Source organism: Paenibacillus allorhizoplanae (assembly GCF_927798215.1).
In the GTDB taxonomy this organism is placed as follows: domain Bacteria; phylum Bacillota; class Bacilli; order Paenibacillales; family NBRC-103111; genus Paenibacillus_E; species Paenibacillus_E allorhizoplanae.
This window is the reverse complement of record NZ_CAKMMW010000003.1, coordinates 606844-621370: the sequence shown is the minus strand read 5'-3', so window position 1 is coordinate 621370 and position 14527 is coordinate 606844. Positions and strand designations below refer to the sequence as shown.

Sequence of the window (14527 nt, the reverse complement as noted above, 5' to 3'; positions counted from 1 at the left end):
TTCTTTAGGTTACCTTTCACCAGTTCAATATGAAGAAAACTACTACAAAGAAGTTAGTTAATTCTCTTAATAGGTGTCTACTTTCTTGACAGAGGTCCATTTTTACAGTTAATTGGATATTATTAACCAATTTCGAGGAAATAGATGTAGTTTATACAGTTAGTTGTCGGTAAGCGGGCGTGCAAGTAGCTGGTGGGTGTGGTAAGAGCGAGAGTGGGAGGCAAGCAGCTAACGAGTGTGTATATGCACAAGTGTTGGTAATCAGATGCTATATCAAACTAACGTGTGTCATCACAAGGCCATTCTTATCATCTACAAACAATTGAAAGATTTGCTTATAGGCGAGATCGCCCAGATGTCCTATATTTGTCAGTAAGGCTATGCCATTTGCGGTAACTTACGTATGTGTAATCAGGGATACCCAGAGGAGGAGCAGCATGAACTGGATTTTCGAACGGATGGAAGAGTCACATCTGAGTGATATGGTAGCGCTATGGAATAAGGAGTTGTCGGGGTCGTTTCCGATGAGGCTTCGATTGCTGGAGCAGAATGTCCTAGGAGACAGACTTTGGCTAAGGGAAGGATCCTGGGTGGCGCTAGAGCCATCGTCCGGGCGTGTTGTTGGATTCGTCATTGCTAAGAGGGCAAGTGAAGTTACTGCGCGTTTTGGCATTCGCAGGGATATGGGATGGATTCAGGCACTGATGGTAGACCCGCAGCATAGAAACAAGGGAATCGGTAGTTACTTGCTTTACAAAGCTGAAGATGCCCTGCAGAATGCTGGAGCACGGCGGATCATGCTGGGCAACGATCTGCATGGACGTCTGTTTCCGGGGATTCCAGATCAGCTCAAGGAAACGAAGGCGTGGTTTGAGAAGAGAACGTACACCTTCTTGGAGCAATCTTTCGACCTACTAAACGCGTACGAGGATGATCAGACGGTAGCTTTACCAGAGGTCCATGAGGCGACATTCCGAGTCGCAAATCCTCATGATCGAGAAGGCTTAACAGCGTTCATGAGTCGCTGCTTTCCTGGCGCATGGGATTATCAGCATCGCGACTATTGGGAACGCGGTGGTACGGGTAGAGAGTTCGTCCTGTTAGAGAAAGAGGGCTCGATTATTGGGTTTTGCAGAATGAATGATACGCAATCTCCTTTGTTAGCTCAGAACATTTACTGGTCGCCGCTTTTCGAGGGGGAATTAGGCGGTATTGGCCCACTAGGCATCGATGAGAGCTTCCGAGGACATAAATATGGTATCTCGATTGTACAAGCAGCGATTCATTATTTGTTGCAGCGTGACGTCCGTCACGTGGTCATTGATACGACCCCTTACGTAGATTTCTACGGAAAGCTGGGCTATCAGAGTTGGAAGTGCTACGCGAGATATGCCAAGGATCTATAAGGTATTAATCAAAGAGGGAGCCGTTATGCCGAACAGGCGTAATGGCTCCCTTTATTATTTGCTCCTTGTATTCAGTTTTTATTATTAAGCCTTCTGAACTCACTAGGAGTAATCCCCGTATGTCGCTTGAATACACGGTTGAAAGAAGCAGCTGTGAAGTAGCCGACGAGCGAAGCGATTTCCTGCACTTTCAGGTCGGTATCCCGCAGCATTTCAATTGATTTATTCATTCGGACGGTGAAGATGTAATCGCTGAAATTCGTTCCCGTTTTTTCTTTGAAGTAGGTCGATAGATATGGACCAGTAATTCCCAGCTTGGCTGAGATGGCTTCCAGTGACAGATCATCTCCGAAATTAGACTCCACATATTCCATGACGAACTTGGTCATGACGTCTGTTTCAGATTTCTTCTCTTTAATGGCGGCTGCAGATCTTGCTAAGAACCAGTGCAAGAAATCCTTGTACTGCGCTAAGGTATGGCATGCTTTCAAGAGATCGTAAGGTGAACCTCTGTCAGAGAACGTGTGGATGGAAATATTTTGGGCGTACATACTCTTCATTGCTTTGTTCACGATATCTTTGGTGAAGTCTTGGAACTGGTGGGCTAGTGCGCCTGCCTTCGCAAGCTGATCGAGCAGCTTATCGGCTAGAGGAATCGTGACGGCATCAGATCCTGCTTGTAGATTAGCTGTCAGCTCGTTCTCCTCAGACGGTGTAGGAATCAGTAGAGCAGGCTGTGGAAGCCATTCCGTAATAATCTGAACATCTTCGCCTAGCCGCCGTTGTTTAATGAGATCTAGCGCGTTCTGATAGGTTTCCACAAAGTCAGATGAGTTCTTGTGAATAGGGCTTGGTGCAATGGTGAAATTGCAATAAGCAGAGTCGATATCCAGCATACGCACAAGATGATCTAGATCATCAGGATGCCCGACCTCTTCCTCATTTTCGATAAAAAGAATGGACAAGATCTGATCCTTTTCCAATTGAAAGGTTAATGAATCTGTGTACATGCGCGAGAAATGGGCCTCGATCAGCTCTTTATACGTGTTAAAAATGCGCTGATGCCCGTTCGTAATTTCCGTGAGGAATTTATCCTTGAAGTCGATTTGAAAAAGGATGAGCTTGTACGGCTTGTTCGCGTCGATAGAGGTCTGCAATTGTGAGCCTTTGCCTTCCAGTTTCTTCAATCGTGTCATATAGGCAAATTGCTGCAACAGGGTATTCTTGGAGCGAATATCGTTATGAAATTCCTGATTCGATCGGGATAGATCGTGAAGTGTATTGTGAAGTAAGTTGAATTCCTTAATTCGGCTATTCGTAATGTTTTGCAGGCCAGCAGGATGATACGCTTCCAGCGAGCGAAGCATATTCGCAAGTGGATTATGGAATCTCCTAGCAATCAGATAGGAAACTGCAAGTGAGATGAATAGGGAAAGTAGGATAAGCACTAGCATATTGAGGTTAAGTCGGTGAATTTGCTTGGTGAGACCTTTGTCGGAAACGACCTCGATATAAGTTAAACCTGTCTCTGCGCTGGTCTGGTAGAAGTAATAGGTATTCTTAATTAATGAATAGCCACTTCCAGATTTCTCCTTGATTTCAGCTGGTAGTTGAACCATATCGGAGGAGAAAATCATGTTTTGATTTCCATCCATAATCAGGAGGCTGCTTTCAGGCTGTGACTGATGAAAGGCTTCATAGACCTTTGAGCTCTTCATGAAGACGATAAAAGCGAAATTCGTATCATACGCGCTCTTAATTAGGATGGGCATGAGGCTGCCGACTGGTTTATTTTCAAATGCGGTAACCGAGTTGAAAACGGCGGAAGGGTAGATTTTGAAGCTCTGTGAGCTTTCCAACTCCTTGTTCCAGAAATCGACCGTATAGGAAGGCTGGGCATAAAACTTACTGAACATGGTCTCGGCATTCCGGGTACCGTCTTTCTCAATGACAAACCGACTATCTTTGAAGTAATAGAGGATGTTGTCTAAATAAAGTAAGGAATTATTAAGTGAGTACTGTAAATTAGTTTGCGCTTTAACCACAATATCGTAGTGGGTTAACGGATTGCCATTCTTTAAGATTTCTGTGTCATTGCTGAATAGGTAGCCGACCATAATGCTTCGAATCAGCTTGATATGCTTCTCATAATTAGCGACAGTCGTATTCAAATTCAGACCGCTATTGAGGATAATCTCATCCTTGATCCGATCGCGGAAGAAGGAATAAGACCACGTATTAATCGAAACGAGCAATAGAATAATCGCGATGAAGCTGAAGAACAAGGTGTAGAACAGTGATACTTGATTTTGGATTTTTGTCGAAAATCGTGCTATCCACTTCATCGTGTCATTCCTTTCCTTAGTAGGAGTTAACCATATTGAGTATATCACGGAGCAGTGGGAGGGGTTCAATACTCTGAGCTTTAAAAAGTTCTCTATTTTCATGATTCATGACGCATAGAGCGAGGAGATGGTGCAAAATAGTGACAGATGGTGGATGCTCATGCGGAATTTTCCAATCTAGCTGAAACTGTGAATATTGACTTTCCTTAAGAATCTATGTCGATTTCGGGAATGTAGAAAATAGTGAGGAATCGAAAGTATGCCTCATTGCCCGGATAATCTCGATACCTTAAAGTTTGATGCATAGACAGGATATTCAGACTGGAGGTCAAGGCATGGGGCAATTCCAAAAGAGATGGCAGAACAGCAAGCATTTAATGCTCTTGTTTTTGCCGGCGCTTATTTACTACCTATTATTTAAGTATGTGCCGATGTTCGGGATTTTGATTTCGTTTAAGGACTACAACACCTTTAAAGGTGTGTGGGCAAGTGAATGGGTTGGTTTGAAATACTACTCACTCTTCTTTCATAGTCCTGATTTTCTGAAGCTGCTTAAAAACACAGTTCTCCTAGGGATTTCCAAAGTCGTTTTCGGATTCCCGGCGCCAATTATTCTAGCTCTACTATTAAATGAAGTGCGCAGGGCTGCATTAAAACGATTAGTTCAATCGATTAGTTATTTGCCTCACTTTATTTCGAATGTTGTTGTTGTGAGCATGATGTTCTTATTTCTCTCGCCAACGAGCGGATTAGTCAATAATGTGATCCAGTGGTTCGGATATGATGCCATGAACTTTATGCAGAATGAAGACTACTTTCGTGCGATTTATATTTTATCGGAGATTTGGCAGCATGTTGGTTGGGAAACCATTATTTATCTAGCGGCTTTAAGTGCGATTGATCCTCAATTATATGAGGCGGCAAGAGTAGATGGCGCGAACCGCAGACATCAATTGCTGCATATTACCATACCGGGCATCCGGCCGGCGATTATTATTCTATTTATTTTGAACATCGGACATGTCTTGGATATCGGTTTCGAAAAAGTGCTTCTGATGTTGAATCCTTCCATTTATGCTACCGCCGACGTGCTATCCACCTATGTGTATCGGACAGGTATTCAGTCCATGAACTATAGCTATGCGACAGCGATCGATTTATTCAGCAGTATCATTAACCTCATCTTCATTCTGACTGCCAATTGGATTAGCCGCAGAACGAGCGAGACAAGCTTATGGTAAAGAAGGGAGTACGCGTATGAAAAGAAAATTTGGTCTTTTTGATATTTTTTTATTTGTAAGTTTGCTGGGAGTGGTCGTATCGGCGCTGTATCCCTTTGTTTACATGATAGCGGTTTCGTTCAGTGGAGTCGTGCCAGTCTTAAAGGGGCAAGTATTCCTATGGCCAAAAGAGTTTAATTTGAACACGTATGCATCCGTATTTGAAAAGCCAGAAATTGGAAGGGCTTACCTCAATACGATCTTCTATACCTTACTCGGTACGACGCTTTCCTTGCTAGTTAGCGCAGCAGGCGCTTATGCCCTTTCCAAGAAACATATGCTGTTTCACCGTGGCTTCATGATTATGATCGTGATCACGTTGTTCTTCAGCGGTGGCATGATTCCGACGTTCCTAGTCGTCAAAAGCTACCATCTCATAGATACGATCTGGGCGATGATCTTACCAACATTGGTTAGTTCCTGGAACATCATCGTGATGCGTACGTTCTTTTCAGGAATGCCACAGGAAGTTGAGGAGTCTGGCAAAATGGATGGACTTACGGATATCGGCATCTTTTTCCGACTCGTATTACCATTATCCAAAGCGATTCTGGCGACTATTGGTTTATTCTACGGCGTTGCGATCTGGAACAACTTTTTCTCTGCGCTCTTATATTTGCGAGATGCCGACTTGTTCCCGTTACAAATTATTGTTCGCAATATGGTGCTGCAAGGTCAGGGTACAGGCGCTGGTAATATCGGCGGCGACAGCATGATCGTAGATGAATCCATTAAATATGCAACCATCATTATTACAACGGTTCCCATCCTGATGATCTACCCGTTCCTTCAGAAGTATTTTGCAAAAGGGGCACTAATTGGGTCGATCAAAGGTTAATATAGAGGTACAAGAACAATGGGAAGCAAGGAAGGCAAGACAAGCGAGACAAGCTAGACAAGCTAGACAGGGAAAGTCGAATCAGTCGAGCAGCATGAGGCCATTCCGCACAAGGGGAAAGCAAATTTAAGGGAATTAGGGAGAGTGGGGCAACGTATGAAGAAGAAGTCGGTCGTTATGTTAGCAACAATTATGAGCATGAGTTTTGTCATGGGTGCATGTTCCAAAGAAAACAGTGTAGCAACGCCATCCGCAGCATCGACATCAGCAGCCTCATCGGCGTCATCGGTACCGAAAGCACAAACCTTCAAGTTTCTAGATTACAGTAACCCAAGCTGGCCTTATGATGCGAATTGGAAAGTATGGGGATATCTGACGGAGAAAACCGGCGTGAAACTTGATATTCAATTACCGCCAGGAAACCTGCTTGAAGATGCACTCAGCATGACTGTTGCTTCTGGTGATATGCCGGATTTGATGTGGACACAAACGAAGGCAATCGCTGATAAATTCGGGCAGCAAGGTGCCTTGGTCAACATTCTTGACTATGTGAAGGACATGCCGAACTTGAAGGCTTGGATGGAGAAGTACCCAACAGAAGCACAGAACGTACTATCATCAGATGGCAAAATGTATGTGTTCCCTAATCAAGGGTTAGGTGAGTCTAACCGTCGTACCTGGATGTATCGGGAAGATGTGTTCAAGAAGCTCGGTTTAGCCGCACCAACGAACTGGGATGAACTTTATGAGACGTTGAAGAAGCTGAAAGCGGCTTATCCAGACAGCTATCCGTTGACGTTCCGTAATGGCTTGCGTTATATGTACGATTTCGGAGCGGGCTTCAATGTACCTGCAGAAGTAGAGAAACGTAAAGCCTCTGTGTTCTTTGACAGCGCATCCAAAGATTGGAAATATGCACCGATCCAGAATGAATACAAGACGATGTTGACGTATATGAACAAGTTCTATAAAGAAAGCTTGATCCCGAAGGATTTCTTAACGATTGATACGAAAATGTGGCAGGATATCGTATCCACGAATCGTGCATTCGTGACACTTGACTATATGGGACGTATTGACTTCTATAACAGCGCATTACGTAAAGACAATCCGCAATTCACGATGAATTATATGGCTCCGCCAGCAGGTTGGGCAGGTGGACCTCGTAAGACTGCCTTTACAGCAGTGACAGAGGAAGGCTTCATGGTTTCTTCCAAATCGACCAAAATCAAAGATGTAATGAAGTATTTGGATTTCTTCTACTCAGAAGAAGGTAAGAAACTTGTTAGCTGGGGGAAAGAAGGAGATACGGCTAGTGGAACTTCCTTCACTACGAAGTATGCGGATATCGCAGATTTGAGAAAGAAAACCGGCTTGTCCACAGATGGAGCTTATACATGGTTTGATTTCAATGCACATATCTCTGTTTCTTCACCAGAGTTGCAAGCTGCATACAAAGAAGCACCTAAGTATGATGGTGAGAAAAATAGTACGCTTGCTTTCACTTTGGAGGAGCAACAAATCTTGGATACGAAAGGTGATTCCCTGAATGCTAATCGTGACGAGAATTTCTCCAAATTCATTATGGGTTCACGCAACTTCAGCGAGTGGGATAAATTCGTTGAAGAGCAGAAGAAACTTGGCTACGAGGAAATCGTTAATATTTACAGAAATGCTGACAAACGAGCGAAAGCCGCAGTGAAGAAATAAGGTTGCCGAGGAATGGTATCATCGATTACAGCCCCGCCTGAGATAGCGGGGCTTTGTATTACCCCAGAGGAGAGGAATGAAGATTATGGTTCTTCGTCGGTTTATGAAAAGGCTGTCAGTTTTACATGCAGCACTGCTGCTCTTCAGCCTGCTGCAAGTGTTCCTTCCACTCCAAACCGCGCGTGCGGCGATTCAGGAGTTTCCGATTTCCTTACAGTTGAACAATATGGATTCGACGACGAATCTAACTGGCGACATTAAAGGCACAGCCGATCTTGCAGTCGTAAATAATTCGGATCCTCAGTATATCAAAGAGGGAACGGGATCCAAGAAGTGGTTATTAGCCTTTAATAATGGCGCTGATGTTGCGGGTTCGGCTCTTATTTATCCCAAATTAGCGCCAAATGTTGATTTAAACGGATATAGCACAATGAAAATATGGGCTTATTCAATAAAAGCAAGAACCGGCGATCAAGCTGATAAGCCTATTCAACTTCGATTTTATATGAAAGGTGACACTAGTAATTATTATTACTACAGAGTCCTTTTGGATTGGACCGGATGGAAGGAAATTCAGGTTCCCCTCAGTGTTGTAAAAACACAGAAGAGCATCGCAACATTGAATAATTGGGGTTCGTTAGATTATGTGCGTTTCGATCAAGCCGCAATCGCCAATACGACACTTGACTTGGGATTGCAAATTTACTTAGATGACTTCCGGTTGACCAATATGGCATCTGTCCAACCTGTTACGGCAGATAAGGCCTCTGGCGAATATGCAAATAAAGTAACGGTTAGTTTATCCAGCTTATCGACGCCAGCAATACTCACGAAGTTGTATTATAAACGAGAAGGCATTGATAGTGCTTTCCAACTCTACACAACCCCGCTCACATTTACATCGAACGGTGAACAGACAGCTAATGTGACACTTGTTACGAAATCGTCGATTAACAATATTGAAAGTGAAGAAACGAGCTATCAGTACGCGATTATTTATCGAGATTATGTAGAAACGGTTAATGTGAACCCGCCAGCGGGCTTGTATGCGGAAACGAAGTCGATTGCTTTATCATCCCCGACAGTTGGGGCTGCAATCTATTATAAAATTGAAGGTGTAGATAACGCCTTTAAGCTATATACAACACCATTTGTGGTGGATCACCCACTGACGATAACGACGAAGGCTGAATTCGAAGGCAAGGTCAGTGAAGTGAAGAGTTACACGTATAACATTGATTTGTCTGGAAGTTCCAGTACACCAATTGGTAATATGGAAACTTTCGCAGGTTGGACGAACACGACAGCAACCTCTGAAATACCAGCCGTTCTTGGTACGAAATCAGGGAAATGGACAGATCCAACAACGGCCATTAACGTAACAGGGATGACTGGGCCTTGGAAGCAAAATGACCAAATTGAATTCTGGATGTATTCGGAGAAAGCATCGAATAAAAAGGTGTATTTTATTCTTGAATGTAACGTTCCAACGCCAGGGTTCGATTACTTCATGTCTACGTTTTATGTGGATTGGGTAGGGTGGAAGAAAGTTGAAGTGCCCTTCAATAAAATGCTGAATTCAACGGGATTAGCTGACTTAGCGAATTTCAACCAAGTCATCATACATCCCAATTGGTACAATTTAGATGTATCGGATCCGACGGATAAGTTGTATTTCGATGGTTTTGCTCTGGCTAAGAATGCCGTAGAATCATCCATTAAACAGATTGATAAGAGCACATTACCAGATAGCACGTTGAACTATACATTTTCACTTAAAAATATTAGTGACGTCGATACCGCTTATCAAATTTCGCCGAAAACAGCATTTGGACCTGGTTATGATGTAACGGTTACTCCGACTACCGCTGTCGTTGCGAAAGGCGCGGAAACGGATGTGAATCTTCAGGTCAAGGTACCTGCCTCCGCCCAGGCGGGCGATGTACAGAAAGCGATTTATACTGTGAAGCCTATTCAGGGCGGTAAGGAAATAACGATTGAATTGAATGTGAAGGTAGGGGCTCCAAGGGTTGCGACGAAGCACCATCCCTACATTATGACATCTCAAACGCAACTGAATGAGGCCAAGGCTAAAATTCAGAGCTATGGTTGGGCTGAAGATTACTTAGATGCGATTAAAGTCAAAGCGGATGGCTGGTTGAACAAAACGGTCTATTATCCTTCCAAACCAGCAGGAGAGAGTGGGAAATTCGTCTGCGGAGATACGCCACTCGTATTTAATTATGACAAACCTCATGAACATTTATGTCCGACTGACAATCAAATATACACAGGATCGGATGTCGATGCCGGATGGCGGTTTACAGCACATACAGTTAATATCGAGGCGGTACGCAATCTAGCGCTGACTTATGCATTAAGCGGTGAAGCTAAGTATGCGCAGAAAGCCAAAGAGATGCTGCTCAATTATGCGGAGCTATATCCAAGCTACGCGATGCAAGCGCTAAACGGCAGACTGTATTATCAGTCGCTGGATGAAGCGGTTCAAATGATTGAACTCGTTCAAGCGTACGACTTGATTGAACCAAGCGGTCTGTTGAGTGCCGCTGAGAAATACAATGTGGAGCAGAATTTATTTGCCCCTTCAGCTAAAACCTTGCAAGGTTATGATGTGGGTAAGTCTAACTGGCAAACGTGGCACAATGCCGCAATCGGTGCTGTTGGCGCAGTATTGGAAGATAAGACGCTGATGGATTTCTCTGTCACAGGAAAGAGCGGATTTAATTTCCAAATGGCAAACAGCGTACTGTCCGATGGATTTTGGTATGAGGGTGCGATTGGTTACCATTTCTACGCACAGTCAGCGTTGTTCTTCCATGCGCAAGCTTTGAAGAATATGGGGTATGATCTATTTGCTAGTCCGAATTTCAAGAAAACATTTGATGTTACACTGCAATATGCGTTCCCAGATCTCGGTATTATTAACAGTAACGATTCTGGTAAATATCCTACGAATTTAGGGGCGCCAGGCAGAGTTGTGCCGATGGATTACGAAGGCGTATATGCGGAGTACAATGACGCTGATTACGGTACGCTGTTGAGTATGCTTTATAATGATAGAGAGCGGGCTAGAGGCGGCTTTATCGTGCCAGGCAATACAAACTCGGGTATTGTTGGCGAACAAGCGGTGTTCTACGGGAAATCTATTATTCCAAATGGAGGCACATTGCCGTCCGAAAGTATGAATTTCACGGGACTCGGCCATTCTGTTTTACGCGCGGGTACTGGAGATGAGCAGCTTTACGCACTTGTTGATTACGGTGTGCACGGCGGTTATCACGGTCATCCGGATAAGCTTCATTTAGAGGTATTTGGGAAGGGGGAGCGGTTAGCCCCGGATCTTGGTATCCCACCTTATAGTAACTCTATGTACACGTCGTATTACAAAACGACATTCTCTCATAACACCGTCATGGTTGACGGCGATACGCAGGCAATTCCGACTGTAAACAATGTGGAAGTGTATGAACCGACGAAGTTATTCATGCAATCTGAACCGTTCAATATTATGACGAACACATCAAGTAAGGCTTACGCGGGCATGGGGCGCTATGAGCGAACGGTGGCTGTGACGAAGGATTACATGATCGATCTATTTACCCTCGAATCAGCAACGAGACGTCAGTATGATTGGTTATTACATGGTATTGGTGCGTTCACACCTGGCACGACAATGGACACTTTCCCAGGACCGTTGGGCACGAAGGACTCAACTCCTTTCTTCCGGAATGGCACATCCAAGGAGCTATCTGGTAATTGGGAAGGTGCATGGAATACCGTCAATGGAAATGGGTTGAAGCTTTTCAGCTTAACTAGCTCTCCGAGCGCGACTTCTACGATGATCGTAGGCGAAGCGCCAGGGCCAGGCAATGATACAGCTGCTTACGCACCTACAGTGATCAATCGGGTGTATGGCAACAATGCGCAATTCGTGAGCGTACTTGAACCGTACAAAGGTACAAGTAAAATCGAGAACGTGCGCAGAACCGATCCAACACACATCGTGGTGGACATGAAAGATGGTCGTAAGCAATTATTCTATTCGAATAGTGAGAAGGAAGTCGCTGGACATTTGCAATATTATTTCGTAGACGGTTTGCAACAAACAGCGGAGAATGTGGATATTACAACGAGTGTGAACACGAATGAATTACAGCTGGCTGTTGGTGAGTTGTCGGGTGTTAGCAGTGTGACAACGGTGACTTACGCGCCATCCACAACGAAGGTGTTATGGAACGGAAGTGAGGTACCTTTCACCAAAGATAATGGTTTTGTGATGGTAAGTGTGAACGTAGCATCTGCACCCGTGTTAACAGCAGATGTGACAACGAACGATACGCTTAGTGCAATCGATATCACGTTCACAGAGGATGCGGCATGGAGAGCGGCCATTACAGCCGTGAAGGATGGCACAACGACGTTGTCATCGACGGATTACACCATCCAAGCAGGGAAGATCACGATCCATGCTGGCGTGCTAGGTGAGGGGCGCCATACAGTAACGGTAAAAGCAGCGAATTATCAAGATGCCGTGGTTACACAGGTTATCCTGCTCGGTGTTCCAGTCGTGATAAGTAACAATGCTTTGCTATCGGACTTAGGTGTAGATCCAGGCACAATAACGTTCGATTCTGCGCAGCTTTCTTATAACGTTGAAGTTCCCAATAGTGTTACCAGTCTTATTTTGACAGTAAGTAAATCTCATGCAAATCAAACTCTGACAGTGACCGGAGCAACGTATAGTTCAGTAACGGGTAGTGTGTACACGTACACAGTGAACGACTTACAAGTGGGAGCTAACCTAATTGATATTCAGGTGACAGCGGAAGATGGCATTGCCATAAATCCATATCAAATTAGTGTGAATCGAGCGTCAGAAGTGCCTGTAGTTAGCAGCAATGCCGACTTAAGTGGATTAACATTATCTACTGGCGTCATTTCTCCTGCTTTTGCAGCTGGCACAACGTCTTATAGCTTAAATGTGCCTAATTCGGTATCGCGTATATCGGTAACGGCGAATGTGTATGACAGTCATGCATCCATGACCGTGAATGGCGTTTCAACGATTAGTGGCCAAGTAAGTGGATGGGTTAATTTACAAGTAGGTACGAATGAAATTAAAATTGTGGTAACTGCTCAGAACGGTAGTAGTAAATCTTATACAGTAACGGTAAGACGCGATGCAGATAACAGTAGTTCTTCACCGTCACCGTCAACTTCAAGCAACCAACCCATTGTTTCTAAAAATGGGACTTTGACATTACCTCAAGGTAAAACTGGCGAGGTTAGTTTGAATAATGAGGTGAAGATTATAATCCCGGCTGATGCTTCGGCCAATGAACTGAAAGTCACGATAGACAAAGTGCTAGATACTGCAAAACTGATAACCAGTAAAGTGGTTCTCGCTAGTCCGATTTTTGAGATTTTGAAAAACTTCTCTGAGAACTTCAGTAAGCCAATTACGCTAACGTTTGCTTTTGACAAAACGAGCTTGAAAGCTAACCAGAAAGCAGTGGTTTTCTACTATGACGAAGTTAAAAAAGTGTGGGTGGAGGTCCCAGGCGGTAAGGTAAATGGGGATCAAATCACCGTCGATGTGGACCATTTGACGAAATATGCCGTATTCGCTGTTAGCCAAGCGACTGTTGTACCTGAGATATCGAATCTTCGTGATATTGCAGGACATTGGGCAGAGTCAGATATTCGAGCAGCGATGAAAATGGGCATCGTACATGGGTATGAGGATGGCTCATTTAAGCCGAATCAGTTCGTGTCACGTGCAGAATTCATCGTTATGCTGATGAACGCTTTGCATACAAACGCCGGGGCAGAAAAGCTGCCGAAATACAGCGATGGTGATACGATCGGCGATTGGGCGAAGCAAGCGATTGCGCTGGCAGCCAAATCGAACCTTGTTCAAGGCTACGAGGACAGCACGTTCCGTCCTGGCAATCCATTGACAAGAGCGCAACTGGCTGTTGTGCTGGCGAACGCGTATGCGCCGGGCACCTCAGGGGCGAAAGTCGTGACATTCGCGGATGTCTCCGACATTCCTGCGTGGGCCCTAGAAGCTGTAGGCATCGTACAAGAAGCGGGACTGATGCAAGGATATGCAGAGAACCGTTTTGGACCGCTTGCCACAGTTACCCGTGCAGAGGCGATTACGGTGATTACGCGATTGTTGCCTAAGCAAGCTAGCAAGTAAAATGAATTAAGCCATAACAGGAACCCGAAAGATGTACGCTTGGATTCAAGCGTTGTCTTTCGGGTTTTCCATTTGTGGGGCACCCCGTCCCGATGCCCTCGGCTTTCCTCCACTTCCCCCGACTCCCCAATATGAGCAGGAGCAGTTAAGAGTGAAATGAGAATATTTGATGAGTAGTGAGGATAAAGAAAAGAATGTAGGAAAATTGGAGTAGTGTGAAGTAGTAGGAGGATATGAAGTAATGAGTAACAAGGGAGTGAAGGCAACCCATATAGTGCCCGATGGAGTAAGGTTGTTGATTTTCTGAAAACTCTCAAGTCTTCAAGTCCTATACCCTGACAAAAATGCAAAAGAGCACTTTCTTTAATAGTTTTCCCCTCCGTTATTGGAAATTGATGCAAATAGGCATCAATTTAGCGTGATTTCAGGAGATTCTCATGAAATACGTTAAAAGGGTTGCCTATTTGCACGCATTTTCTAATATCGACATTAAATTAGTAGAAAAGGTTGTATTTTTGCATTTTTGAGAGTGGAGAGAAAACGGAAAGAAGGGAGAGATGGGAGAGATGGGAGAGATGGAGAGTAAGGTGAGAAATGAGAGAAATGAGAGATGAGAGATGGGAGATGGGAGATGGAGAATAAGGGAGATAGAGAGGAAATGGAGAGAGTGATCAACACCCCATGCCGCTACCCCGCTCTGCCTCACCTCCCTGAAGTGCTCA

At 44.4% G+C, this 14527-nt stretch carries 6 protein-coding genes; 5 read left to right on the top strand and 1 reads right to left on the bottom strand.

All coding sequences use genetic code 11. The features are described from left to right. Nucleotides 1-437: 437 nt before the first annotated feature. Nucleotides 438-1406 (top strand): GNAT family N-acetyltransferase, encoded by a 969-nt coding sequence (locus L6I86_RS08850; protein WP_236286304.1) that lies wholly within the window; start codon nucleotides 438-440, stop codon nucleotides 1404-1406. Between the two features lie 71 nt (nucleotides 1407-1477). On the opposite strand, the gene L6I86_RS08845 is transcribed toward L6I86_RS08850, so the two are convergent. Then, nucleotides 1478-3751: a helix-turn-helix domain-containing protein gene (locus L6I86_RS08845; protein ID WP_236286302.1), complete on the bottom strand. Its 2274-nt coding sequence runs from the start codon at nucleotides 3749-3751 to the stop codon at nucleotides 1478-1480. A gap of 335 nt (nucleotides 3752-4086) precedes the next feature. On the opposite strand from L6I86_RS08845, the gene L6I86_RS08840 reads away from it, so the two are divergent. The 4 genes from L6I86_RS08840 to L6I86_RS08825 all read left to right on the top strand — a co-directional run bounded on the left by L6I86_RS08840 (nucleotide 4087) and on the right by L6I86_RS08825 (nucleotide 13805). Continuing rightward, nucleotides 4087-4992, top strand: a complete 906-nt coding sequence (locus L6I86_RS08840) for an ABC transporter permease (protein WP_236286300.1) — start codon at nucleotides 4087-4089, stop codon at nucleotides 4990-4992. A 16-nt stretch (nucleotides 4993-5008) separates the two neighbouring features. Next, nucleotides 5009-5869, top strand: coding sequence for a carbohydrate ABC transporter permease (locus L6I86_RS08835; protein ID WP_236286299.1), 861 nt, complete (start codon nucleotides 5009-5011; stop codon nucleotides 5867-5869). A gap of 156 nt (nucleotides 5870-6025) precedes the next feature. Next, nucleotides 6026-7579, top strand: coding sequence for an extracellular solute-binding protein (locus L6I86_RS08830; protein ID WP_236286297.1), 1554 nt, complete (start codon nucleotides 6026-6028; stop codon nucleotides 7577-7579). A 103-nt stretch (nucleotides 7580-7682) separates the two neighbouring features. Beyond that, a complete protein-coding gene (locus L6I86_RS08825) occupies nucleotides 7683-13805 on the top strand; it encodes an S-layer homology domain-containing protein (RefSeq protein WP_236286294.1) in 6123 nt (2040 codons plus the stop codon). Nucleotides 13806-14527: the final 722 nt, after the last annotated feature.